The 25,350-nt window shown below is 38.3% G+C and carries 21 protein-coding genes and 1 tRNA gene; 8 read left to right on the top strand and 14 right to left on the bottom strand.

All coding sequences use genetic code 11. The features are described 5' to 3' along the window. Both MTCD1_RS12025 and MTCD1_RS12020 read left to right on the top strand, forming a co-directional pair. Nucleotides 1-453: IS66 family transposase (locus MTCD1_RS12025; protein ID WP_143760119.1), on the top strand; the 453-nt coding region annotated here is incomplete at its 5' end. A gap of 99 nt (nt 454-552) precedes the next feature. Continuing rightward, the gene (locus MTCD1_RS12020) at nt 553-1,020 is read left to right on the top strand and encodes an SRPBCC family protein (protein WP_057181055.1); all 468 of its coding nucleotides are present in this window, start codon (nt 553-555) and stop codon (nt 1,018-1,020) included. 732 nt (nt 1,021-1,752) lie between these two features. Here MTCD1_RS12020 and MTCD1_RS12015 read toward each other — a convergent pair. From MTCD1_RS12015 to MTCD1_RS11995, 5 genes are all read right to left on the bottom strand, one after another. Beyond that, entirely contained in the window at nt 1,753-2,733 is a 981-nt protein-coding gene (locus tag MTCD1_RS12015) for a HupE/UreJ family protein (RefSeq protein ID WP_057181056.1), read from the bottom strand. A gap of 4 nt (nt 2,734-2,737) precedes the next feature. Continuing rightward, complete coding sequence (locus MTCD1_RS12010) at nt 2,738-3,613, bottom strand: peptidylprolyl isomerase (protein ID WP_057181057.1); 876 nt, start codon at nt 3,611-3,613, stop codon at nt 2,738-2,740. Between the two features lie 144 nt (nt 3,614-3,757). Further along, nucleotides 3,758-5,674: a DUF3604 domain-containing protein gene (locus MTCD1_RS12005; RefSeq protein ID WP_159459910.1), complete on the bottom strand. Its 1,917-nt coding sequence runs from the start codon at nt 5,672-5,674 to the stop codon at nt 3,758-3,760. Between the two features lie 329 nt (nt 5,675-6,003). Then, the gene (locus MTCD1_RS12000; RefSeq protein ID WP_057181059.1) at nt 6,004-6,453 is read right to left on the bottom strand and encodes a thiol-disulfide oxidoreductase DCC family protein; all 450 of its coding nucleotides are present in this window, start codon (nt 6,451-6,453) and stop codon (nt 6,004-6,006) included. A 311-nt stretch (nt 6,454-6,764) separates the two neighbouring features. Next, a complete protein-coding gene (locus MTCD1_RS11995; RefSeq protein ID WP_057181060.1) occupies nt 6,765-7,907 on the bottom strand; it encodes an alkaline phosphatase family protein in 1,143 nt (380 codons plus the stop codon). Here MTCD1_RS11995 and MTCD1_RS22695 point away from each other — a divergent pair. Further along, on the top strand, nt 7,851-8,048 hold the full coding sequence (locus MTCD1_RS22695) for an Lrp/AsnC ligand binding domain-containing protein (protein WP_143760118.1): 198 nt from the start codon (nt 7,851-7,853) through the stop codon (nt 8,046-8,048). The genes MTCD1_RS11995 and MTCD1_RS22695 overlap by 57 nt on opposite strands. A gap of 71 nt (nt 8,049-8,119) precedes the next feature. Here the strand turns inward: MTCD1_RS22695 and MTCD1_RS11985 are convergent, their stop codons facing one another. From MTCD1_RS11985 to MTCD1_RS11970, 4 genes are all read right to left on the bottom strand, one after another. Next, nucleotides 8,120-10,639: a TonB-dependent receptor plug domain-containing protein gene (locus tag MTCD1_RS11985; protein ID WP_057181061.1), complete on the bottom strand. Its 2,520-nt coding sequence runs from the start codon at nt 10,637-10,639 to the stop codon at nt 8,120-8,122. Nucleotides 10,640-11,165: 526 nt separating this feature from the next. Then, nucleotides 11,166-11,534, bottom strand: coding sequence for a radical SAM protein (locus MTCD1_RS11980; protein WP_057181062.1), 369 nt, complete (start codon nt 11,532-11,534; stop codon nt 11,166-11,168). Between the two features lie 65 nt (nt 11,535-11,599). Then, nucleotides 11,600-12,067, bottom strand: a complete 468-nt coding sequence (locus MTCD1_RS11975; RefSeq protein ID WP_057181063.1) for a tRNA-uridine aminocarboxypropyltransferase — start codon at nt 12,065-12,067, stop codon at nt 11,600-11,602. Nucleotides 12,068-12,435: 368 nt separating this feature from the next. Beyond that, nucleotides 12,436-13,395, bottom strand: a complete 960-nt coding sequence (locus MTCD1_RS11970; RefSeq protein ID WP_057181064.1) for a YecA family protein — start codon at nt 13,393-13,395, stop codon at nt 12,436-12,438. Between the two features lie 827 nt (nt 13,396-14,222). On the opposite strand from MTCD1_RS11970, the gene MTCD1_RS11965 reads away from it, so the two are divergent. Further along, nucleotides 14,223-14,921: an acyl-CoA dehydrogenase family protein gene (locus MTCD1_RS11965; RefSeq protein WP_231733028.1), complete on the top strand. Its 699-nt coding sequence runs from the start codon at nt 14,223-14,225 to the stop codon at nt 14,919-14,921. 108 nt (nt 14,922-15,029) lie between these two features. Here the strand turns inward: MTCD1_RS11965 and MTCD1_RS11960 are convergent, their stop codons facing one another. Both MTCD1_RS11960 and MTCD1_RS20730 read right to left on the bottom strand, forming a co-directional pair. Next, a complete protein-coding gene (locus MTCD1_RS11960; RefSeq protein WP_143760120.1) occupies nt 15,030-15,728 on the bottom strand; it encodes an ANL family adenylate-forming protein in 699 nt (232 codons plus the stop codon). A 114-nt stretch (nt 15,729-15,842) separates the two neighbouring features. Then, a complete protein-coding gene (locus MTCD1_RS20730; protein WP_197410274.1) occupies nt 15,843-16,046 on the bottom strand; it encodes a CDP-alcohol phosphatidyltransferase family protein in 204 nt (67 codons plus the stop codon). Between the two features lie 88 nt (nt 16,047-16,134). Between MTCD1_RS20730 and MTCD1_RS11955 the strand changes: the two genes are divergently transcribed. Then, nucleotides 16,135-16,572 (top strand): FAD synthase family protein, encoded by a 438-nt coding sequence (locus MTCD1_RS11955; RefSeq protein WP_057181065.1) that lies wholly within the window; start codon nt 16,135-16,137, stop codon nt 16,570-16,572. A gap of 570 nt (nt 16,573-17,142) precedes the next feature. Here the strand turns inward: MTCD1_RS11955 and MTCD1_RS11950 are convergent. From MTCD1_RS11950 to MTCD1_RS11940, 3 genes are all read right to left on the bottom strand, one after another. Then, nucleotides 17,143-17,430, bottom strand: coding sequence for an acyl-CoA thioesterase (locus MTCD1_RS11950; RefSeq protein WP_307188505.1), 288 nt, complete (start codon nt 17,428-17,430; stop codon nt 17,143-17,145). After that, nucleotides 17,399-17,593, bottom strand: coding sequence for a hypothetical protein (locus MTCD1_RS11945; RefSeq protein WP_231733029.1), 195 nt, complete (start codon nt 17,591-17,593; stop codon nt 17,399-17,401). The genes MTCD1_RS11950 and MTCD1_RS11945 overlap by 32 nt, the downstream gene beginning before the upstream one ends. Nucleotides 17,594-18,156: 563 nt before the next feature. Continuing rightward, a tRNA-Ser gene (locus tag MTCD1_RS11940) sits at nt 18,157-18,247 on the bottom strand. A 526-nt stretch (nt 18,248-18,773) separates the two neighbouring features. On the opposite strand from MTCD1_RS11940, the gene MTCD1_RS11935 reads away from it, so the two are divergent. From MTCD1_RS11935 to MTCD1_RS11925, 3 genes are all read left to right on the top strand, one after another. After that, on the top strand, nt 18,774-20,510 hold the full coding sequence (locus tag MTCD1_RS11935; RefSeq protein WP_231733030.1) for an autotransporter assembly complex protein TamA: 1,737 nt from the start codon (nt 18,774-18,776) through the stop codon (nt 20,508-20,510). Further along, nucleotides 20,507-24,439 carry a translocation/assembly module TamB domain-containing protein gene (locus MTCD1_RS11930; RefSeq protein ID WP_057181067.1) on the top strand — a complete coding sequence of 1,311 codons (3,933 nt, stop codon included), beginning with the start codon at nt 20,507-20,509 and terminating at the stop codon, nt 24,437-24,439. Before MTCD1_RS11935 ends, MTCD1_RS11930 begins: the two co-directional genes overlap by 4 nt. A gap of 391 nt (nt 24,440-24,830) precedes the next feature. Next, nucleotides 24,831-25,235 carry a hypothetical protein gene (locus MTCD1_RS11925; protein ID WP_143760116.1) on the top strand — a complete coding sequence of 135 codons (405 nt, stop codon included), beginning with the start codon at nt 24,831-24,833 and terminating at the stop codon, nt 25,233-25,235. Nucleotides 25,236-25,350 lie beyond the last annotated feature (115 nt).

Below are 25,350 nucleotides of genomic sequence, written 5' to 3'. Positions count from 1 at the left end.
CTCTACGGCATAGAACAACGTATTAAAGGAAAGTCGAGTGAAGATAAGTTCAACATCCGGCAGTCACACGCTAAGCCGATTGTAAAAGAACTACATCACTGGCTGATGAAGCACAAAGATAAAATCCCGCCTAAAAGTAAACTTGGCGAAGCAATAAGCTACAGTTTAAATCAGTTTGATAAATTCCAACGCTACCTTGAAGATGGCCGACTATCGATTGATAACAATCGAGCAGAGCGGGCAATAAAACCGTTTGTGATAGGTCGCAAGGCATGGCTGTTTTCAAATACCTGCAATGGCGCTCATGCGAGTGCTATTCTCTATAGTCTCGTTGAAACGGCTAAGGCTAATGGCCTAGTCGTGCATGATTATATCTCAAGATGCTTGCAACATATTGCTGAGCAACCAAACAACCTTGAACCGCTGTTACCATGGAATATTGAGCGCGGCTAGGTGCCGATCCCTATACGCTTACGATTAAAACTAGAGTATTCACAAATGCAATACAACATTTACTTCAGAACATACCAAATCTTAAATGAGGAATAAATCATGATTAATGTAAGCGGAACACATCAAGTCAATGCAAGTAGTTCAACCGTATGGAGAATCATATCGGAAATTGATGGTATTCATAAATGGCACCCGAAAGTACTCCACTCACCGCTTTTGAGTAACAACCCTACAGGTGAAGGTTCTGCTCGCAAATGCGAATTTCACGATGGTACTTCAGTTGTCGAAACAGTTACCGGTTGGAAAGAAGGCGAGTCAATTTCCATGGTATTAACTGAGATGTCGATGCCCATGAAATCGGCTTCAACGGTAATGTCTGTGCAAGCGACGGGCGTAAATTCATCAACAGTTACGATCGAAATGAGTTTTGAGCCAAAGTTTGGCATGCTGGGTCATTTAATGGGGCTACTTGTAATGAGACCCATGATGAAGATGGTGTTTAAACAAGTCATTAAAGGTTTAAACACTTATATCGCTAACGGAGAAATTGTCGATGTAGGTGCATAGGGAGTAAAACTATAGATAATGAGGGTCAGATGAAAATTAAATAAAACAACAAATATGACTAATTTGAAATACATTAGAAAAAGTACTGCGAATTGATTTAGTCACACGACAATCGAAACCCGCTCTATCTCGATTTCGCGCAAAATCGAGATAGAAAAACACTACTAATGTCAGCTATCCTGAAGATAGTAGACATAAGAGTGAGACTAACTCTTGCACCAAAAAGTTATCAAATAAAGTTAACGACTTAATGTCTTCTTTTAGCGAGGAGAAGACCTAACGATTTGCCTACCGCTAACGCCCGGAATGCGCACCAAGAAGTCCTTAACAATATAACTGCTTCATCTGGAATTCACTAATTTTTAAAGTGAGTTGTTAAGGGCAGTAGCTACCACAGAGCGGAAGTTAACATTTAAAAATTTAGACTAAAAAGGTCTGTATGTTTTGATCTAGAGCAGACCTGGCTGAACAACCATACTTCGTTAACAGTTTCCCGATAGCGGACGTTCCCCCACAGATATAAACAGGTATTGTTTGACGATAAATTTTACCGATGAGTCGAATAGCCTGACTGGCAACAAAGCCAACAAAGAGGTCATAGGGACTTTAAACTATTCCGACCTATAACATGACAATCAATAAGCTGTTTTGCTGTTTAGAGCGAGCATTGGTGCTCTTAAATTTTATATAAAATGCACTTTATTGTATCTGAACTTCCTAGCTATCAAATGGTTAAAACAGGGCTAAGCGATTTATTAGCCAGATCATCGCAATAGAGCCAGAAAAATAACTAATTATGCGTGCCAGGTTTTGTACTTTTAGGGGGGGATAAAGCCATTTAGTGAGTACAAATAACAAGGCTAAAGCAGCAATAAAAATAAGCTGTCCCAACTCTACGCCAACATTAAAATACAATAAGGCGATGATTTTTTCGTCTTTAGGTAGACCTATTTCAGCTAGCACTGAAGCAAAGCCAAAACCATGTAATAAACCAAAACTTGAGGAGACTAATACCGGATATTTGAAGCTTAAACTAGCCTTATTTTTCTTGGCTATTTCTATGGCAAGAAAAACAATACTTAAGGCAATAACAGCCTCAACAGGTACTATGGCAATACTAACAACGCCCGTTGCCGCCATAATTAATGTTATTGAGTGCGCTACAGTAAACCCCGTAATAGTCAATAAGAGCTTTTTTCTAGTCGTTGAAATAAATATTAAACAAGTAATAAAAAGTAAATGATCAAAGCCAACCAAAATGTGTTCAATACCTAGGGTAATATAAGTAAGTGTGGTTTGCTCGCTCGCTTGCTTAGCTAGGCTATAACTAGGTTTATCTGCATTTAATACTGTGGTAACCGTTTTATTATTGCTATCAATTATTCGTACTAATACATCGGTAGAGCTTTTAGATAAGCCCGCTACCATAAAGCTAATACCCAGCAAACCCGCATCTCGGTTTATTGTCCAAGTTTCTATATAAGCATTGTTAAAAAAATTCACTTGTTTTGGCTTTGTTCTTGATACGCTGTTATCAAAAACAAGGTCAAGTTTTAGCCGTTTATTGCCTTTTGCAGGGACTTTCCAAACAACAGAAAAGTTGGTCTCATCAATCGACTCAATCGTTAATGATGCGGGTCGCATATTATCGCTTTGCGCGGTAAAGCTAATAAGCAATAGAGTAAAAAAGAGTAAGTTGACTATTGCTTTCATCACTTTACTTTTCCACCGGTGAAGAGTCTTTTACCGATAATAAGTCACTCACCTGTTTGGCGACAATAACATCATACTGTAGCAATAACTCTTGCTGATACTTGTTAGTAAAATCTATGCTTTGTTGATGTTGCCAATCTTTAATGACTTGCTCTTTTACCTGCATTAAGGGCAGAATTTTACCGTCAATACGTTGTGATACTTTAATAAAATGCAAACCAAGCCCTGACTTAACGGGGCCAACCCACTGATTTAAAGGAGCCTTATCTAGCACTTCGTTAAAGTATTTACCAAATTGTCGATTAATATGATAAACACTCATTTTAGCAAAGTCTGCCGCTATCAAACTGGTATCACCTTGAGGATTTTGCCCCGACAATATGCGCTGTTTTTGCTTGGCTATAAGTTGTTTCAGTTGCTTGGAGCTGCGATTAGTGGTTAGGTATTTTTGCTCAAAACTATAGAGAGCTTCCTCTTGATAATTTTCACTATGTTGTTGGAAATATTGTGTTAACTCTTGAGTAGTAGGCTGTTGTAAGGCAGAAATATCTTGTAGGATAAACTCCATTTTTTGTCTTAAGCGACGGCGGATAACCTCATCATTTTCCCCTAAGCCAAGTGCGATTGCTTCGCGGCTATAAATTTCATTAAGGGCATAATCGTCAATTATCTTAGTTAATTCTTGCGCTGTCGGTGGTCGCGTCCATGTTTTTTCGAAGCCTTGTATTAGCAAACCAACACGGTTTTGGCTAATCGTTATGATTTTACTTTCATCAGCAGTTTGTGGATTTAATAAATCATAAACAAAGAAAAAACCAAGGCTAATAAATAGAAAGTGAATCAATGGCTCATGAATCAATTTTTTAAACGCAGTTTTCATTGGGGCTGTAACCTAACAATAATAAAAAACAGGGTAATAGATAAAATGAAAAACCGATGTTGTTTTTATCTGACAGTGTCAGAAAAACAATCAACATCGGTTAGGGTATTCAGCCCAAAGTAATTTGAGCTTGAAGTTTTATACTTAGTGATTATACCAAATAGGTGCCGTATAGGCACGATCTTGAATACTGGTAGGGATATCATCAGGTATTGCAATGTTATAACGTACCGCATCATAAGTGGTCCAACGAGGTGTTGGAATAGCAAGCACACGGACATAATAAAAAGCATTTTGTGAGGAGTCAAACTCAGGATCTATCCACAATGCTTTTAAACTGTCAGCACCGATATCATTGGTATAAGTTGCTGTTTTAACATCAACGGTATTACCAACAACTTTGTCACAGCGCCGTGCAACAATTTTCCTGTTATCACTACAGGCCACATCAAAAATACGCTCATGAGTATTACCTTCACTATCTAACCAGCCTTTCACCACTTGTAGACGATCTAAGTTAGCCGCATCAGGGTCTTTCATCGCTACAACCATAAATTGAGGGGCTTCACCGGCTTTACTCGGTAAATCTGCCCCCATAGGAACGCCTTTTTCATAACCAAGTTGGACAAAGTCTTTGCTGTTTAAGTCACCTTCATTGAAATTCCAACCCGCAAAAAACCTTACTTGAATACGTTGACCTGTGGTGGCATAGGTTTCTTTTCTTTTCATCGCATCAAAAAGACCTTGGCGAGTATTTTCTGTTGCCCAAACGGCCGCTAAACCCGAATTAATGGTTTTTCGATAATGTATCGTCTTGCCAAGACCACTAACAAGAGCGTCTGTCATACGTGCTTTACCTGGCTCCGAGGTAGACATTTTACCAAAAAAGTTATCCGCTTCAGTCGTTGCTAAACTGGTGTGAGAATCGGTTGAGCCAATTAAACCAAACTTATAAGGGTTGATCCCTAATTTTTTCTCTATGGCTAAACCTCGTTTTAACGCTTCACGGCCATATTCACCTGGCAGCATTTCGTTGGTTTTAAGCTCAGAAAGATCTAAGTTACCTACATCCCATTGCTCAAAGTCGGCAAACTCGTCATTAGGTGATAAAACTGGATGGGTTTCACCATCACCTTTCATTTGAGTTATTTCGTATAAAGGCTCCCAACGAGCACGTGATTCAACATATTCTTTATCAAGCTTAGTACCATCATATTGTTCATCAAGTGGAAACATAATACCGTTAGATAAATTACCATTGTGAGCAATCGCGAGTATATTTCCCTGAGTTTTGTCTTCGTAGGTTTGCATCCACTTCCATAGGTCTCGAGGATTTTGGCTACCATAAGGAGGAGTTGTGGTGTAGGGCACCATTTGACGACCTTTTTCTTCACCGTCACGATAAATAAGAACACGATGCATGTTGGCGCCTTTGATCATTGATGTCCATTCATAACCAATAAACGCGGTGAATTTACCCGGCTCATTATATTTTTCAGCGGAATCGATTATTGCATTCCAAGCGTCTTTGTAGCCTATTGACTCTGGATCATAATTTAAAACATCAGGCAGTGTGCCTTGAGAAAAACCTTTAATTAATTTAAGTGCAACTTCATGATTTCTGCCTGCCATTAAGCCTTCATAAAGCTCTTTACCCAGAGGGTTGGCAATGAGCTCTTTTTTACCGGCATATAAATCAGGGATCATGCCCATATTATCGGAGTGATCTGAAACCACTAAAAAATCGAGTGGTTTAATTAGCTGTGTTTCTAAGCCCATAGAGGCGGTTATCTTTTCACCTCGAGCATATTTATAAGCATCATCAGGGCTTAAGGTATTGCCAAAAGCACCGGCATCAAATGAGTTGTTAGTATGTAAATGGGTATCACCAAAATAGACATTTTGTGCATATTTGACTGTAGTTTCTTTCTTAGGTTGTTCTGCTGTCGTTGTAACAGGCTTTGTTTCAACTTTTGTGCTGGCATTACTATTACTATTAGGTTGCTCACAACCTTGTAGTAATAGTGCTCCAACAATAAAGCTTAAATAAGTAATTTTCACAATAATCTCCATTTAGGTGTGGTACAAATTTAATACATAGAACTGATTGATAACCATAAACTATCTAACTGATAATTAGTACAAAAACCTACATTGCTTCTTACCTGTCAACCATTCCAAGATGGTGTAGCATCAACCTAAGACGAACTAACATAAGCTCGATATATGCTTTAATATCTGTGTATTTAATCAGTATTTGGACGTTAGGTTGTAGATTTTTCGCTATAAACCGGTTTCTGTTCAAATACTCAAAATACAAACGCTAAAAAGTAAAAAGCCGTTAACTCTTTCAAATTATCGGGCTCTTCTTAATGTGCTGGTGAGATTACCTATTGCTTTTCACTTTTACCTTTAAGAAACCTATGTTCATTTTCTTTACTTGGCAACATGCAGCTATCGTATTGTCCAAATAAATAATATCTATTAAGGGCAATACGATCATAAAGCCAATTCCTTATACCCTTGGGAATAATTTTGAATAGGTATAATAAACGCCATGGCAAGCCAAGTTTATTCACGACATTTAAAAAAGCGTCACTCTTATCAAAACAATGATTACCTTCTACAAGTAGCATGGTATCGAAATGGTTAGTTGGCATGCCAAAATGCTTTAATATGCTTTGCCCCTCTGGTGATTGCACGCTGCATAATGTAAAACGCTGTTGTCTATCAACCTTAATAATAAATTGGCACCAAGCATTACAAAGTTTACAGACACCATCAAATAGGATCACACCATCATTTATTCCAACGTTAGGTGGGTATTTTACCATGGTCATGTGCTCCCCTTGTTCATCTCATTTTTCAATTCGAGAAGTAATATCAAACTAAAAGCAGTTTATAAAAGCTTTAACCACATTAGACCCGCTCAGAATGCTACAACTAATGACATGGCACTCATTGAGTTTAAGAATGTAAGAGGAAAGTGTGCGGTTTAACTTGAGTAGGTTTAACTTGAGTAGATGAATTTGACCAAGTTAAACCGCAATCAAGTAAACATCTTGTCATCTTTACTTAGAGCAATCAGTATAAAAAAGCTTTCGCTAGCGTTCATTGTCTTATACCGATTGGTATTACTGAATATTTTACTTTAGTTATTAAAGACCGCTTTAATCGGTGCGCCCGCTTTTTTCTGAAACTGGTTGTAGTCTAGGTTTAAAAATGATGCAATTGTCGCCGCTATCTGATTTTGTTGCCAAGGTTCTTTACCTTGTATCAACCCCTTGCTAGGCGTGTCTGGTCCTATCACTGCTGCCCATATCTGATCTGAGCCCACTATCCCTGTTTTCTGGTATTTAGTGTATTCTTTGTTATCACTTTGCGTCATGTACAAGGCTGTGCCATGGTGTTTCCAGGACGCTTGTGGCATCTCACCACGGCCGTGATCGGTAGTAATGATCATAGTTGTCTTATCTTTATAGTGTGGATCTTGTTGCAGTAAGTCCCATAATTCAGCAATAAAGCGGTCGCTTCGGTGTGCTGCTTTTAAGTATAGATCGTAACGTCCATCATGAGCAAAGTTGTCCGTATCGCCGTAACCTATGTATATTAAGCGTGGTTTGTGCTTTTTGATGTGCTCAATTGCATAGCCCTGTGTAAACGCATCAAATCGTGTATTATCCGAGGTGCCAAGAGTATCTGCCAATTGTTGATTCAACCATTTTTCAACATTTGAAAGATCGCCCTTCACCGGCACAAAACCCGCGTTAACCGTTAAGTTAGTAGCACGCTTAGTATTAAGTATGTAGGGCAATGCGTTCCAAGACCCAAAAGCGGAGACTTTACCGGCAAAGCCAGCTTGATTTTCTATCCATTCCAGCACATTAACATTGGGGTTCCAGATTTTTTTATTGGTATCAATACTCGGATCTACATAGCCAGTAAAAATCTCACTGTAACCCGGATAGGACACCACTGCGGGGTTAGTTACATTCATATAACTGCCATTATCGCGATTGCCAATGAGCACTCCTTGATGAGAAATAGTCTTCCACAGAAAGGGCATCAACAGCTCAGCCCGTTTAGCCTGGTTTTGATGCCAAAAGTTTTTTCTCAGTGCATCGACACCTTTTGTATAAAGTTTATTTTTCAGAAGCCCTTCATCTACACCACGAAATACCTCCTGCCAACGCAGACCATCTAGCGTGATAAGGACAACATTTTCTGTCTTTAAACTTTGAGCGTTACAGATCCCGATAAAAAAAACTGCATAAAGCAGCACCAAAAATTTCATATTATATACCTCTTAATTTATGCAAAGTGTTTTCTATCTTTGCAATGTTATTACGTTACCGGAGAAGCTGATTTTATTTTAATTGTATTAGCTAAGGATATGCAGGATTTTGACGAATTTACGCAATCATTTTTTCAATGACAGCAATGTTAAATATTTCAAAACCAACACATACGTGTTGGTTTTACTTTTTAGTTACTGCCTAATATCTATTAGAAACTATAAGTGACCTTCCCATAAACAAAGCGACCATTAAAGCCGTATGGTGACGTTGATGAATATGAACGTCCACTAGGAGCGCCTTCAGCAACAGGACCATTATCATCGGTCAAGTTATTAATACCTACGGCAAAACCGGCACCATTATCAAAGTAATAAGCAAATTCAGTATCCAAAAGAATCGCAGCATCACCAGGGATATCGGGATCAAATTGTGACCATTCGCCAAAATAATTAGCTCTGGCCATTAATGACCATGAATCAGCTTGATAATTTACCGTGAATGAACCTTTGTGCTCAGGTAACGATTTTTCTAAACGATTAAGTTTAGTTTGGTTAACATTTTTACCGTATTTGTCTACGGTTGTCTCTGTCCAGTTATAAGCTAAAGCATATTTTATATCACCGCCAAACATTTCATTCGAATAATTCGCGACAACATCGATACCTTGAGTAGTGGTATCAAAATCATTAGTAAAGAATTTAACTTTTGATAAACCAATGGCATCAGTCACTCCCGCATCAATAAGTTCTTGGCGATCTTCATCACTTACTTTAATTGAAGATGTTTGCGTAATTCTGTCGGTAACTTCAATGTTAAAATAATCTACAGTTAGAAAAAATTCATCAAGTTGATAAACCATGCCCAAAGAATAACTTATTGACTGTTCAGGTGTTAAGGCAATGCCACCATACTTAACTGATACCGGGTGAGTGGGTGGTAATGTTGCAACATCAACTAATATGCCATTTTCAGTTTGAGTTTGTACCGCCCGAACATTATTTTGCCCGATAGTCGGAGCGCGAAAACCAGTACTCACTGAAGTACGAATTTTGAATGACTCATTAATGTCATACATACCCGCTAATTTCCAGTTAAAAGATGAACCGAAATCACTAAAATCTTCATATCTAAACGCTACTTGCGCTAAAAAATCTTCTGTAATGTTTGCTTCAGTATCAAAGTAGACCGCTTTACTTGTGCGTGAAGATGCACCCGCATCCGCAGGTTTAAAACCAGGAAAACCATTTGAACCGATACTAAATCCTTGTGTAACTAAAGGACCTAATTGCCATGATGCTTCATCACCTGCGGTAATGGTAAAAGTCTCATGGCGGAATTCTAAACCATAAGAGACCACCAAATAATCTAAGCCCATTACTGAGTCTAATTCTTTAGAAAAATCTGCATTAATAGACTTTTCCAATTGAGCGTATGCCCCAGGGGTAAATTCAGTAGGAGTATTGGCTCCCATAGATGAGTTAACTGAATCACTCATGTGGAATTCTGTTGAATGCTCGCCAACACTACCACTGAAATCATAACTAGTACCATCGCTGAACTCACCACGAGTTCCCATTACTAAAGAAAGATCGACAACTTCACCACCAAAATAAGGTGTAAATCCGCCAGGAAAACGCAGGTTATGCGCATAACAATTAGCCGATGCCAAAGAGGCTAAAGCGTCAGCGTCTGGCACATTATTAATAATTACTACCACAGGACAAGCAGAGTTATCAGTTGCTCCAGGTGTTAAATCAGCAACCAAAAGAGTTGGTGTACCATCGTCAAGAGCTGGCCCTTTAAATACGCCACTTTTGGTCTGTGGATTACGGAAGAAAAAGCCACCTTCAACGGTTTTTTCAGACCAATTACCAAACATATAAGCTTCGCCACCGTTAGCTAGCTCAATGCCGGTATTTAAAAACAGTTTAAAATCATCTGAAATTTTAGGTGAACCCCATGTTTGAGCGGGGTCTGCAACCGAGGTATTACCGGCATCAATGAGCGCTTGTGCATCACTTCGTTGTGTACTTCTGCTGGTAGCCTCTTGTTGATTAACTTCAAAGCTAAAATTAGCAAAACCGTTATCACTTAAACCCAAACCAAAATTACCGGACAAAGTAACCTGCTCACCATCACCCTCAGAAAACTGACCCGCTTTCAATTCAAATTGACCGCCACTATCATTATCTTTTAGGACAAAGTTAATCACACCCGCGACAGCATCCGAGCCATATTGAGCGGATGCGCCATCACGTAATATTTCAATCTGTTTTAAGGCTATAGCAGGAATAGTTGATACATCAGGTCCCTGTGCACCATCAGAAATACCACCGCCCGAAAAGGTGATGACAGAGGCTCTATGACGGCGTTTGCCATTCACTAAAATTAAGGTTGAGTCTGGAGATAATCCTCGCAAATTAGCTGGTCGTACTACGGTGGCACCATCTGATATGGCTTGGGGGCTGACATTATAGGAAGGGGTTACCGCTCTGAGTAATGAGTTCATATCAGATGTCCCGTTAGCCATTAGCTCCTTAGCGCCAATTACATCAACAGGCACTGGAGAATCAGCAATAGAACGAGGTGCGGCACGAGAGCCAACCACAACGATAATTTCATCAATTTCGGCATCTTCTTGCACCTGTTCAGCCGCTATGGTTGGCATTGCCACGCAGGTCATCCCCATAGCAATAACTAAGCTTTTAAATTTAAATTTATTCGACATTTCTACTACCTTAATGAATTTTTTAGTCTATATGATTTTGTTTAATTTTACGGAGAATCAACAACTTACATATTTGGTGATTTGGATTTACTAATATGACATACATTTATTAAAGTAATATTACACTTAACAACAAAAAAAATTATATGAAGATTTTTTATAACTAAATAAAATTTAATAACTGTTTAACCGCTGAGTTATGTACATAATTACCTTGGCTCACAAAGATGAAATGATAAAAAGGAGTATTAAAATACGTTGAAAAAAATTGATAACACTGACCTTAATATATTGTCAGAGTTATACGCTAACTCACGTATCACCAGTACCGTTCACATGTTTGAAAGAGTCAAAAGATTGCAATACTCTGGAGTCATTTAAGGCTTTACATTACGTATAGATTACAAAGCAATAGGTGGAAACATTGAAGTGATGACAGCCATAAAATTCGGTAAACATAGTAGTAAAGTTATTCAAAACTAGAGATAAAAAAGTTAGAGATGATTTAATTTTATCTCGAGAAAAATCATGATGACTCAACAATCATGTCCCAATAACGGGCAAAGCGGTTAATACGTTGCTTGGTGGTAAAACTCACCCTGTCAGTACTTAATATATTAAACGGCGGTAATGGATTAAAACGCAGGTCGAATGCTTCGGTATGTCGAATAATTGGACTACCTTTCAAGCGTTTCAAAATACCCATTTGAATTTCATGAGGACGGCAATGATACAGTTGGTTGAAGCTATCTTTAAAGGTGTCGTAGGTTTCGCCGGGTAAACCAAAAATAAGATCAGCATGAATATGTGCGGAAGTATTATCTCTTAACCACAATAAATTCTCTTTTGACTTGGCGTTGTTTTGCTTAAGTCTAATATTCTTTTGTACTTCCACGTTAAAGGTTTGTCTGCCTATTTCAAACTATAAACTGCCTTCCGGCATATTTTTTTATTGATTTTTTAGCCATTAAACTGCTCGAATTTTATTGATAATTCTGCTGCCATTTTATTTAGCCCTTTAAGTCTTAAAACTTCGATTATACATTCAATGGTGCATAGACCTCCTTTAGGTTGATTGGCCCTAAGTTTGTATAAAGAATTATTTACTGTTTTCAAGGTGAATTGCGGAGCATTTTTTAAATAAGCGCTGTGGTTGAATATTTTTTTGGCTTCCTGCCAGGTACTATCAATAATAATGATGTTGTCATATTCTTCAATCTTTACCGGTGATACTGCCGATGATGACTCTGCCTTCGAATATAGTAATACCGCCTCATTATTGTCTATAAGTCTAACGAGGTCTTTATTAGGGTTTACTCTTTGCCAAAGAATACGCTCAACAATTTCATTAGCATCATCTAAAGCAAGAACGCCAGTATTGGTTGCTCTATGCAATTCACGTTCATGGGTAAGTAAAAATATTTTCATTTATAGGGTTTGTTCCGTTTTCAATTATATGCCTATGTACATGGTTTATGAACGTCATCCCCGTGGTGTTTTAATCGGGGATCCATTTCTAAAAGGTAATAGATCTTCGATCAGGGACTTCGAAGATGACGTTAACTACATAGCCATACCGGTATTCAATGGATAATAAACTATATGGCGAGAAGATGTGGCTAAAATACACGGCGAATAATAAAAAACCAAAACCCGCCAAACTCCCGATTAACGGATATTATTCCTAACGAGGTAAGTTCGAGGCATACTTTGGCTATGTAGTTATGACTACCGTAGCTTTGACCATTTAGCTGCCTCACTGATAAACACTCAATGAGCAATGCCAATTTACAGAGCTACCTTAAGCAACACTTCTTATATTTCTTGCCACTGCCACACGGACAAGGATCGTTGCGGCCAGCCGTAGGTAACGAACTAACGGGCACACTGTTCTCTAAAATTGTATTTTCGTCGTAAAGCATATTAGCCAATAAACCGCCTTGCCCCGTTAACGAAGCAAAATCATCAAAATCTTCATTTACCAGACTATCGAGTTCTTCATCTTCTGAGTCATCATCAGCCCAAGCACTTAAGGTATCAACAACATTAAAGTCTGTTTGAATCATGCCAGACTCAATCAACTTACGTGCATCAGCCTTATGCCATGCTTTTACTTCGTCATATTTAAATCGCTCTTCATCAAATACATTTTTATCACCTAAGGCAACAAACTGAGATTTAAAATTATCAAGTTGATATTCAATGCAAGAATCGGCTAATGCGCTAATTAAAAAGCTATTGGTTGAACTCGGTAAAGCCGAAAATACAGTTATCCATCGGGTTACATGTGCACTTAATACGTATTCATCAATAATACCCGCTTCGTACTGAGCAAATACAGCTTCAATGGCCGATGCTTTGCAATACATAGCTTGATGACCATCAACAATATAATTACACAATGCTTGTGTATTACCATCGACCACATTATAAAATAAGGTAGGAGTTAATTCAGTAAGCGCATCGCCAAAAACCCCTTCAAGAGGTGTTAAACACGTATCGCTACGTGAAAATAACTGCAAACACTTTTCTAACGCTGGAGAATATTTTAATTCCGCTAATAATAGCGTACCAAAAAATAAAATGGCCTGCTGCTCGTCGGTTAACGAGGTATCATCTGCAATAAATTGATCTATCAGCCGTTCTAATTCAGGATAAAATTCCGACCAATTTGCTTTAACCACTTCGAGACCTGTAATAGGTAATTCGTTGTCTTGTGCATTACCTATATCCAATAAAGCTTGTTCTAAATTCATGTGAATTCCGCGTTCAATAATCAATGATGAGTGCATATGGCGAATATTATATAACAATACTTCTATTTCCCGTTACCATTGAAAGTATCAAATTCAAAACGAAAAAAAACCGCAACTCGTTAAAGTTGCGGTTTCTTAGAATGTGGCGGTGAGATTGATGTTTGAACTCTATGTCGTAGCTGCTGCGCTACAAACCCTCGCTGGTTTTAAAGACCTACACCTAAGATTTAATAATCAATCAGTTAGCTCTTTAATCCCGAATAAACAACTATTATACAAGCCAATATAATCACAATAAAGGTTAATCATATTCGGGAATTATTTAATGCCTTTTAAGTGATTTTATCATATAAAAAACGCAAAAATAGGTGCACCCTTTTTATGTCAAATACTCATTGGAGAGCAAATATCATAATTTTATATCTCGCCCCCGTTGTGAGTTTGAAACTATAAATTTACATGCCTATGCACTTGGCTCAGGATCGTCATCCCCGTGGTATTTTAATCGGGGATCCAGTGCATAAAGAGCAATGGATCTTCGATCAGAGACTTCGAAGATGACGTTTACAAAGAGTTCCAGAGTATACTACATAGGCATGTAAATTTATAACCTAAGCCTTTGACTAATACAACTGCTTCAGTTTGATTTAAACATAATTAAACCGCAAGTTATTCACCTAAGACCCCCTTTATGCTGCCATAAACTCGTTCAAGTGCAGTGTAGTACGAATGGGATATTTTAAAATCACTTGCGGTGTCACCTAGGTGACACCTTTTACCCGCCACTATTATAAAGTCCAATTATGATTTTTTGATTGGACACTATTATGTCAGCCCCTATTCTTAACCGCCGCGATATTGAGTTTTTTCTTTACGAGATGTTTGACGTGGAATCGTTAACCAATCGTGAAAAATACCAAGATCATGATAGAACCACCTTTAATGGTGCAATCGACACCGCACAATCTATAGCTGAAAAGTACTTTATGCCTATTCGTCAGAAAGTTGATGCCAATGAGCCAACTTTTGATGGTAAAAAAATTCATTTAATACCTGAGATTAAAGTAGGTTTAGATGCCGTATTAGCAGCAGGTCTAAGCGCCCCAACCTCACTTTATGAAGATGGTGGTATGCAACTACCTATGGTTGCTGCCAGTGGCGCTTTTGCTTACCTTTCTGCTGTTGCTAGTACAAGCCTGGGTTACTTATCATTAACACACGCCAACTGTAACTTAATTGAAGCTCATGGCACTAAAGAACAAATTGAACAATGGGTTAAGCCCATGCGTGAAGGTCGTTACGCTGGTACCATGGCGATGACTGAGCCGGGTGCAGGCTCTGGTCTTGCAGATTTGACCACGACAGCAACCAAAGATGATCAAGGTAATTATCGCCTTACTGGCAATAAAATATTCATCTCTGGTGGCGATCACGACCTAAATGAAAATATCATTCACTTAGTACTGGCTCGTATTAAAGGCGCACCTAAAGGTATTAAAGGTATATCTCTATTTATTTGTGCCTAAATTTCTTGTCAATGAAGATGGCAGCATGGGTGATAACAATGAAGTTTCTTTGATAGTGCGTTTATCAATTTTTCCTGAGCCTAAACGCGGTAAGTGTTCATTGATAATTCAGACTTTACTAGGCACTTTAAATTTGGCTAAATGCTCAGCAACAAATTCTTGTAGTATCGCTCCGCTAATTTCTGCTGCAGCATTCTCTTCTGAAGTAAGGTCAACATAAACAACCGCGCCAACCACCTCCCCTAAACGTTCATCAGGTAAAGCAAAAACCGATGCTTCACCAACTAAGCTATGTTTATAAAGTGATGTTTCTACTTCTAAACATGAAATATTTTCACCACCTCGAATGATGATATCGTTAGCGCGGTCGACGATATAAATAAAACCCTCTTCATCTAAAAATCCTATATCACCCGTTCTAAAGTAGCCCTCAATTAAAGCTGCTTCTGTCGCTTGTTGGTTGCGCCAGTAGCCCAATATATTGGCCATGGTTTTAATAACAATTTCACCTGATTCACCCGCTGCCAGCGCTTTGTCGTCTTCATCCAGTATTTTTACTTCAACGATAGGTGGTGTAGGCAAACCGGCACTATTGGGTTTTTTCACATAGTCAACAGGTCCATTAACTGCACCTAAGGCATTAGTTTCGGTTAAACCATAACCACAACTCGGGTTACCTGATTTAAATGCGTCATAAATTTTACGAACATGTTCAGGGGGCCTAGCTGCGCCGCCAGCACATATATCGGTTAACGAACTTAAATCGTATTTTGATTTATTAGGATGATTCATTAACTCCATCGACATAGTGGGTACACCATTAAAATAGGTGATCTTTCTTTTTCTATTAGGCGTAACGCCATAACTTACAATATCTATTAATACATCAAGCTGCCCGCCAAAGGCACTATCGGTTCCTGTTCACCCCTTCATTATTCGTGCAACCAGTCCATCAGCCCAATCAAAAGTAACAGCCCAAATCATGCAAATGATAGCGGCTGCATAAACACCTATGATACAAAAATAAATTGCAAGTACTGTACAAGCCAGACCAGCAAGAGAGCAAAAGTTGGGAATATCCTTTACATAAGAGGGTATGGTTGGTTGCTGAGTTTCTGTTGTCATTCTGGTTCCTTGTAATTATTCAGTTCTACTTCATTTGAAGTGTGCTATCTTGGCTGCGAAATTATTACTATCATAGGATTATAAGAGAATGGTTGTTTATACAGTCGGTACATTTGATTTATTGCATGTTGGTCACCTTGCCTTGTTGGAATACTGCGCTAGCTTAGGTGATACAGTTGCCGTTGGTGTTGCCTCTGACGAAGTTGTTAAATTGTATAAGCCTAATGCTCCGGTTATTCCTCTTGAGCAACGTATAAAAATGCTTCTTGCTCTAGACTGTGTGGATATCGCACTTCCCTACCATGAACTTGATTATATCGCTGTTTGTAAGGAAGTTAAGGCTGATATTTTTGTGATTGGCGAAGACTGGGGGAGAAAACCTCATAATCAGGGTGTAGAAGAATATTTAAAAGATAATGGTAAGAAAATTGTTCAGGTTAACTATCATCCGCATAATTCATCGACTAAAATCAAAGCACAAATTATCGCTCAATATCAAATTGATGCAAATACATATAACAAATGATAAAATAAACTTGTGTAATGTCTTATATAAATAACAAAAGCATCTGAGGGACTTCCGCTTCGCCCGTCCCCGGATGCAGGGCGTTGGTACAAAATCTAATCCAAACCCTGTTTTTACAGTTTAAGCCTAATGTCGGCAGTGTGGTAGAAACGGTCTATATTAAATTATTATGTGTGGAACAGGGAACTTTAATACCGATAGGTGTTCTTATAATGCGTTTACTTGAATTCAGGTGAACGCTTTTTTTTGACCTGATTTTAAGTTTCTTTATTGATACAAAATATAATCCTAATCACTATTTTAACCAAATTAAATAATGTCTATTTTGTGGTAACAGTGTTCCTTATCTCGTAATCAATGACCAATAAAAAACAGATAACCGTAAGCTAACGGTGTTTTGAGTGTGATATTTTATTACTCTCCCGCAGTAATAAGCCTAGGTCTAGTTAACATAGACTAGGACTTACTTTAAAGGGTCATTCGAAGACATTAACGCCTGCTCAAACGCGGCCTTTAACACACCCTCAATTTTTGCTGGTTTTTCGGTTACTCTATCAACAAATACATGGGTCATAGTGCCATAAGCGCATTAAATATTGCCACGCCATATTCAACTGAAGATTTACCTATTCTGTTTACTCGAAAAGCGCCAAAAATTTTGTCTGGAAAAGCGATGCTCGAATAATAATTACAGGCTGAACTTACGATATAACCAATAATTGGACTGGTTTGAATATCGAAACCGGCATGTTCAATAAGGTAGTTATTGGCAATGCTATCAAAGTAAGAATAATAGGTGACATTATTGACATGCCCGTAGACGTCATTATCCATCCAACGCGTGGTAATTTCTTTCATAAGCGGCTTGGTAAATAGCCAAGACATCTTCATATAGCACATCTTTAGGATTATTAACCAATAAACGCGTTTGCATCATGGCATCTTGTGCCAACATGGCTAATTTATTCTCGGCTATGTTCATTGCTTTTAATGAGTTAGGTAACCCTAAACGTTGTATCAAATCTTCAAGGTAAGTAATTAAGTCATAACAAAGTAATTAAATAAAAGTAATTTGAACTTGCAGTATGTTTTGAGTGTATTCAAGTATTAGTTAACTAGATAATTTTGATAGATGATTTATTGAGTAAGTAAACCCTCTTTTGACATTGTCATTTCTATCACTTATAAACTATAAATGCGTAATTTCATTTTGAGCAAAAATCACTTTATTTTTTCCAGGTCCAACATCATCAAAAGCAAACAAGGAAGCAGCACTATACTCAGATGTATTAGCTTTGATACCAGCTAAGTCATCAATAAATGATCCTTATTTTCTTGGGTTGAGAATGTCTTTGAAGGAGACTAAACCTTACAACGAATTTATCAAAGATTGAGCTGACATAGCGATTATGTTCGGAAGTGTCTAAAACGAGAAAGGGCTGCACATTGTGCAGCCCTTTGAATGTGGCGGTGAATCCAGATTTGAACTCTATGCCGTAGGTGCTGCGCTACAAACCCTTGTTTTTTTTAACGTCAGAAAGCAAAAAACCCGTTAACCTTTCGATTAACGGGTTTTTCTAAATGTGGCGGTGAGATAGAGATTTGAACTCTAGGAGGGCTACAAACCCTCGCCGGTTTTCAAGACCGGTGCTTTCGACCACTCAGCCATCTCACCAAGTTACTTAAAAGGAAGGTTTTGCTATTCCTCGAAAGTGGGCGCATTCTAAATACTGGCACCTTCTTTGTAAAGCGTTAAATGCGAAAAATGTTAAATAAAGTCATCTAAACTGTTTGTTCGGCTTTTAAATAAGCAAGTTGTTTTAAAAATAAGCAAAACTTTGCTGATTTTACTTTCAAATAAAATATTATTTACTTAAGGTGTGACAGTGGTTAACAAATAGATATGAGTTGCATGATAGGATAAATCACCGGCTAGTCCTTTTAATGCTAACCCTATAAAACATAACTGATAAAAGTTTATAGTAAGGACTTTTTCTTATACATCTATAATCGCTTTTATATTTGTATTTATGCGATAATAGCTAAAAATACCGTTTAATTCATCGTTTTATCCTAGGTCGCGACGTTAGCATTATGATACCCACTGATTATTGGCTTAGCGCATAGTGTTTTATTTTAGGGCATTAGCCAGCGGCTTTTTTATACTTATCTTAAGTCACTCTGTTTACGCCAGTAATTTAATGGTCACACTCAACGGCCAATTGCCAAAAGTTGTCCATAACAATATACGTGCTCATTTAGGTAAGTTACCCAATAGTGTCTTAGAGCGCTCTGCTTTTATTTATAGCGCCAAAGATAACACCCGCGAAGCACTACAAGCGCTAGGCTATTATCAAGCAGAGATTATTAGCCAAGTAATTGACAACAATACTATTGCTGAAAAAACGAGTGCAAAGCCATGGCTGCTTAACCTTAACATAACGTTAAACGCTGCTACCTTAATAGATAAAGTGATTATTAGCCTTGATGGTGAAGCGAGTCAAGACCCCGCCTTCCAAGCATTACTTAATAATCATGGGATTAAACCAGGTGAAAACCTTCATCATGGCAAGTATGAAAAGTTAAAAGCAGATTTGCTTTCTTTAGCTTTACAGCGTGGGTATTTCAATGGTGCATTAACTGAAAGTAAAATAGTGATCAAAAATCAATATCATTACGCTGATATTACTTTGCGCTATACCAGTGGCCCTCGTTACCGGTTTGGCGACGTTACCTTTAATGATTTTGATCTAGAGCCTGAATTGTTATCCAATTTAATCCCCTTTCAGAAAAATCAATATTATAGTACCAGCGCTTTTCACCAACTACAGCATCAACTGGAAGCTACTCAGTACTTTGGCAGCATCATCGCAGTGCCCGCAGATAAAATTGAGGATAATATTAATCACCAATATACTTTACCCATTAATGTTGCTCTAACGCCCGCTAAAAGTCATCAATTCGACTTGGGCATTGGTTATGCCACCGATACCGATTTTCGTCTTTCTGCGGCTTGGCGTACGCCTTTAATTAATAAATATGGACACTTTCAAGAAACTAAATTTGAATATTCTGAAATAAATCCAACAGGTAAATTCATTTATAGTATTCCTTTAAACCACCTAAGCCGAGATTTACTGCAATTTCAAATGAACATTGAAAATGTGGATTATGCTGAGCAAAAAACAAAATTTTATTCCACTCAAATTGGCAGGCTGGTCAGTAATAATAAATGGCAAAGGCAAATTTATACTCGTTATCATAAAGAGGTCTGGCAATACGAACTTGATGAGCAAGTACCGAATATTGATTGGTCTGAGTTAGATGCAGCAAGTTATCTTATTCCTGGCATTACTTGGTCAAAAACAAAGCGCTCAGGCCCGCCATTAGATCCCAGTGAAGGCTTTCGCCAAACCTATAATATAGAAGGGGCGCATTTAAAAGCAGGTTCGGACAATAGTTTCTTTCGCATTCATGCCCGTTGGAATTACATTACCACATTGAAAACTAATCACCGTCTGGTTACCCGCGCCGAGTTTGGCGCCATTTATGTGGATAGAGACGCAGAATTAGCGCCATCATTACGTTTTTATGCCGGTGGTGATCAAAGCATTAGGGGCTTTGCCTATCAATCTATTGGTGCAACGATTCCCTCATCATCTGATCCTGAGCAAGGCGAGCCTATCGTGGTCGGCGGTACTCGCCTCTTAGTAGCAAGCATAGAATATCAATATTACCTGAACGATAAATGGCGTATTGCCCTATTTTCTGATGGTGGCAGCGCCGCCAATAAAGGTGAATTTAAACCCGTGTATTCTTTTGGCACAGGTTTACACTATATCTCCCCTGTGGGCGCGGTAAAATTTGATTTCGCCTATGGCATTGATGGTGATGATAGCAACTGGCGCATTCATATCAACTTAGGCGCCGAACTGTGATCTGGCGCAGAATAACCTATAAAATAGCAAAATGGTTAACGCTATTACTTTGTTTAGTCACTATTTTACTGACCACACCTATAGGCAGCCGCTTAACGATTAGCTTACTGAACAACATTGATGGCATTCATGCAGACTACAAAGCTGGCTCCTTAATCAGAGACATTGAACTCAACTCTTTTCATCTTAACTTAGCGACTTTAGACATTAAGATTAAGGATTTAGTTGCTGAAATTGATTTTTCATGTAGTTGGCAAAAAAAGTTATGTATTAAATCACTTAAGCTAGCTAGCTTTTCGCTAACCTATACAAAAAATAAAACGGCGGCTAAGCGTGCGAGTAATACGGTAAATGATGAGCGTTTGTTTGTTATGCCCTTTGCCATTGAAGCGCAAGCAATAACAATTAATAACAGCCATTTAGTCATTAACCAAACGGTAATAGATATTGAGCAGTTCACCGCGCAAGTAGATATTAAGGCAAGTCAATTTACTATCTTGCAGCCAAATGCCGACAAATTAACCATAACGTTCGACAAAAATAGCAACAATGAAAACAATAGTTCTAAACAAAATAACGCTGAAAACAGTAATAGCACAAATTCAATATATGCTGCTTTTAGTACACTACCAAAAGTCTATTTACCCATATCGTTAAATATTCAACAATTATTCGTTGATAAGTTACGCATAGTCGATGATCAAACACAGAAAAACATCACACTAAATAGTACCCTTAATAATGATATCCAATGGCCTTATCAACAAAACCACCTCACTGGCACTTGGGCTAAAAGTGATGTCAATATAACGGAGTTTAAGACCTCAACAGCAGACTATGCCATAAAACATTTAGCGCTAAACACGCAACTGATACCGCCTTATAAAATTAATGCTCAGTTGGTTGCACAATTAGATAAAGTACCACTTTGGCCGGAAGCGTCTGATTCAACCCTAGACATAAGATTGCAAGGTAGTGTTGATGAATTAAACGTAAAGCTAACCAGTCAGGGTAGCGTGGTATTAAACAGCCAAGGGACAATTAACTTAACCCACCAGCTACTTCCTTTTGAGCTACAATTATCGGCCGATAAACTACCCCTGCCCTGGTCTTTAGCGCAATACGGCCAGCCTTCATCACTTTACTTAGATCTGGTTGGTGATTTAAGCCAGCAAACAGTTAAATTAAGCAGCCAGCTCAATAGCTATGGTTATAAAAATGCCCAATTAAAGTTATCCGCTCATCACCAACAAGGTTTAATTAGCCTGGATAAATTAGCATTTAACGAGCCAGACTCAAATAGTCAATTAAATTTACATGGGCATATAGATTTTCAGTCTAAAGAAATAACGTGGCAATTATTTGCTGACTCTGCTGGTTTTACCTTGCCAGAAATTAACCTTAAAGCGTTAATTTTTCCAGAAAACACTGAGTTCAACATTAACACCAGCGCCAACGCCAGTGCAGACAAAAGCACTGAAGCCAAAACCAGCTTTATTGAAGACATATTACCAGATGTGATCAATGGACGAGTTTTAGGTAAAATAGCCAGTACTGGTGTCTGGTCAGAGTCACAATGGTCGCTCGCTATTACGGATACCGATGTTTCTGGCCGCATTAATGATTCGGAGCTAGTCATTCAAGGCGACATAGCCTTAAATCAATCTGGCTACTTCTCATCGGGTGATTTATCACAAGGTAAGCTGCTAATAGCCATTGATAATGATCAATTAACCTTACAAACGTCCCGCGATAATAACTGGCATGTTAACGGCCAACTCAGAATTAGTGACATTAACCGCTGGTATCCATTGGCTAGCGGCGCTATTACCAGTAATTTCACCATTAAGGGCAATAAACACCAGCCCATTATTGCCCTTAATAGTAAGCTAAAGCAGCTACATTGGCAGCAGTTTTATAGCCCCTCGGTAGAAATCACCGCGGTTTATCAGCCATTTAATAATCATAAAATCCAGCTAACAATACAAAATGAACGTTTGCACATCACTGTTAACAACGACAGCCTAAGTTTGCAAGATATAGCGCTTAATTTTTCTGGTGACTTTAATCAGCAGCAATTACAGCTCGATTGGTACGGCGATTTGGCGGGCAAACTAAAATTGTCAGGTCAATGGCATAACGCACTAAACGATTGGCAAGGCATAGTTGAATACAGTACCTTAACGTATAAAGACATCACTTGGCGCAATGATAACGCTTTTTCTTTAGCTTTTAATCTAGATAAACAGCAGTTACTCATCGAGAAACATTGCTGGCAAGGTACAGCAGTTAAAGTATGTTTACCTGACAATACCATTGTGGGTGCATCAGGTGATATTACTTTAGGGTTAAACATTGATTTATCCTTAATGGATGAATTGATTTTACCCGAGGGGGTACAACTAAAGGGTAATGTTGCCGGTGAAATAACCGCACAATGGTCACCCACTCAGGCAATATCGGCACAGGCTAACTTTGCCTTGTCACCAGGTAACATAAAGGTAAATGACGAGTACCATAAACAACAAATTGGCCAGTGGCACCAAGGTGGGTTTTCGTTCAAGGTAAACAAAAAGCAATGTACCAGTAAATTTCAGTTACAAGATATTCAAGAACAAGTACTTATTAACATCAACTCAACAGTTAACTTTATTGATGATTTTCCCATTGATGGGCAAATAGAAGTTAATCAGTTTAATTTACAACCTTTTCAAGCACTAATTAGCAAGGTAGTTCATTTACAAGGTTTGGTAACGGCCATGCTCAGCGTTAGCGGTACAATAAAGGCTCCTGTAGTCAACGGTAGTTTAGCACTAGAGAGTGGCGAGCTATTATTGAGTCAAAACCCCAACAAACTGACAGACATTAACGCTGAACTGCACATTAACAATAATCAGGCAACGCTGCTTGGGGAATTTTCTATAAAAGGTGACCAGGCCATGTTAAAGGGTCAGCTTGGCTGGCAAGATGGTTTTACTATGGAGTTAGATCTTACTGCCAAGCAGATACCCTTAGTATTTCCGCCACAATTGCTAATGACAATATCACCCGCATTGAATTTCTCTGTGCAAGATAAAGTATTAACCATTAGTGGCAATGTAACTGTGCTAGACGGTAGTTATAATATTGAAAAACTGCCACAAGGCAGTATTACCTTAAGTGATGATGTCATTATAGTTGATCAATATGGACGGGAAGTTGTTAAAAAATCATCTGGATTTGATATTAAAACCAATGTCAGCATTCATATCACCAAAGCGTTTAAAGTCTCTGGCCAAGGGTTAAAAAGTAATTTGTTTGGCCAATTACACGTTAGTCAACAGCTGAATCAACCGTTACAAATTTTCGGTAATATTCAATCAGCAAAGGGTACCTACCAAGCCTACGGACAACGATTAACGATTGAAAAAGGAGAACTGAGCTTTAACGGGCCGATTAATAATCCCTACTTTAATTTACGTGCGAGTAGACATATTAAAGCCGAAGATATTGAAGTTGGACTAAAAATAACTGGCTTAGCTGACACTTTAGCTATAGAACTATTCTCGACACCAACGATGGAAGCGCCTGAAATACTGTCTTATTTAGCCAGAGGGCGAGGTTTAGATTCTGGTGGCAGTAATGGCACAGCAGCGGCAAGTATGCTCATTGGTTTTGGCGTAACGAATAGTGTCGGCTTATTTGATCGATTAGAGCAGCTACCATTTATTAGTAATATTGCTATAGATACTGAAGGCGAAGGCGATACCACACAAGCGATCATAAGTGGCTATATTGGCAACCGTATCTATGTAAAATATGGTATTGGTGTCTTTGAGCCTATTAATGAATTGACGGTAAGGCTGTATTTACTTAATCGCTTATGGTTAGAAATTGTCAGTGGCATTGAACAATCAAGTGATCTCTATTATTCCTTTGATATTGATTGAAGGCCATAGATAAACGTTTTGTCTGGTAAATATTCAAAATAAATAAGCATCGCGTCGGGGGATTTCATCAATAAAGTAAATTACGGTGAATTACTCATTGATTGGCAACAAGACGATCCACAAATCACACTGAGTTTAAAAGAAGTTGATGGTAAGGTTTTTAGTCGACAAAAAATATCATAGTCGAGCATCAGCCCTTACGATAAAGAATAAAATATAGCGTTAAATCAAAAACGACAGCTATGTTTATTGCCATTTATAACGAGCATTATTTTTAAATTAGAGTTTCATAGGGATTGCTAGTATATTAGCTGATAACATCATTAACCTATTATTGACCTTTTATTGACACTATGATATTTACTCATTCTAAATTCTATCCGAGCAACGCATGCTAAAGTCTCACTTTATTCCACACGGAAGTATCGATATACAGCTGGATAATGACCTAGTTTCTATGGATATTTCAGGACCTTGCAATACTGAGTTTTTTGAACTTATGGCGGAAAAATTAGCGAAACTTATACCACAGCTAAATATGAATAACTATACTGGCTTAGTCATACTTCGCGATGAGGCACTAGCAACACCTGAAGCGATGGCATACTTCACCAACTATTTAAAAACAGTGCAAGTACGTGCTGTCGCCATCAACTTGCAGCATAGCCTTACTCCGTCAACCACTCATGACATTTGCAAAAAAGCTTACACTGAGGCCGGCGTAGAGCATCGCTTTTTCTATGATAACCATAGTGCTAATGCTTGGCTAAGAAGCTGTATGGCTACCCCGAGATAACATATTTAGCTAAAACGTTTTTAACATGGTTTAGGATAAACAGATCGTCCACATAAACCGCTAACCTTTCGATTAGCGGTTTTTCTATATGTGGCGGTGAATCCAGATTTAAACT

Origin of the sequence: Colwellia marinimaniae, from assembly GCF_002207865.1 — a bacterium.
Lineage (GTDB): Bacteria > Pseudomonadota > Gammaproteobacteria > Enterobacterales > Alteromonadaceae > Colwellia > Colwellia marinimaniae.
Note: the sequence above shows the minus strand (reverse complement) of the source record. Positions and strands in the feature narration are given on the sequence as shown.

What these genes read in the sequence shown, in the direction of transcription:
- MTCD1_RS12020 (WP_057181055.1), top strand. Translation starts at nt 553, where the DNA reads ATGATTAATGTAAGCGGAACACATCAAGTCAATGCAAGTAGTTCAACC.
- MTCD1_RS12015 (WP_057181056.1), bottom strand. Translation starts at nt 2,733, where the DNA reads ATGAAAGCAATAGTCAACTTACTCTTTTTTACTCTATTGCTTATTAGC.
- MTCD1_RS12010 (WP_057181057.1), bottom strand. Translation starts at nt 3,613, where the DNA reads ATGAAAACTGCGTTTAAAAAATTGATTCATGAGCCATTGATTCACTTT.
- MTCD1_RS12000 (WP_057181059.1), bottom strand. Translation starts at nt 6,453, where the DNA reads ATGACCATGGTAAAATACCCACCTAACGTTGGAATAAATGATGGTGTG.
- MTCD1_RS11995 (WP_057181060.1), bottom strand. Translation starts at nt 7,907, where the DNA reads ATGAAATTTTTGGTGCTGCTTTATGCAGTTTTTTTTATCGGGATCTGT.
- MTCD1_RS11985 (WP_057181061.1), bottom strand. Translation starts at nt 10,639, where the DNA reads ATGTCGAATAAATTTAAATTTAAAAGCTTAGTTATTGCTATGGGGATG.
- MTCD1_RS11975 (WP_057181063.1), bottom strand. Translation starts at nt 12,067, where the DNA reads ATGAAAATATTTTTACTTACCCATGAACGTGAATTGCATAGAGCAACC.
- MTCD1_RS11970 (WP_057181064.1), bottom strand. Translation starts at nt 13,395, where the DNA reads ATGAATTTAGAACAAGCTTTATTGGATATAGGTAATGCACAAGACAAC.
- MTCD1_RS11965 (WP_231733028.1), top strand. Translation starts at nt 14,223, where the DNA reads ATGTCAGCCCCTATTCTTAACCGCCGCGATATTGAGTTTTTTCTTTAC.
- MTCD1_RS11960 (WP_143760120.1), bottom strand. Translation starts at nt 15,728, where the DNA reads ATGTCGATGGAGTTAATGAATCATCCTAATAAATCAAAATACGATTTA.
- MTCD1_RS20730 (WP_197410274.1), bottom strand. Translation starts at nt 16,046, where the DNA reads ATGACAACAGAAACTCAGCAACCAACCATACCCTCTTATGTAAAGGAT.
- MTCD1_RS11955 (WP_057181065.1), top strand. Translation starts at nt 16,135, where the DNA reads ATGGTTGTTTATACAGTCGGTACATTTGATTTATTGCATGTTGGTCAC.
- MTCD1_RS11950 (WP_307188505.1), bottom strand. Translation starts at nt 17,430, where the DNA reads ATGAAAGAAATTACCACGCGTTGGATGGATAATGACGTCTACGGGCAT.
- MTCD1_RS11935 (WP_231733030.1), top strand. Translation starts at nt 18,774, where the DNA reads ATGGTCACACTCAACGGCCAATTGCCAAAAGTTGTCCATAACAATATA.
- MTCD1_RS11925 (WP_143760116.1), top strand. Translation starts at nt 24,831, where the DNA reads ATGCTAAAGTCTCACTTTATTCCACACGGAAGTATCGATATACAGCTG.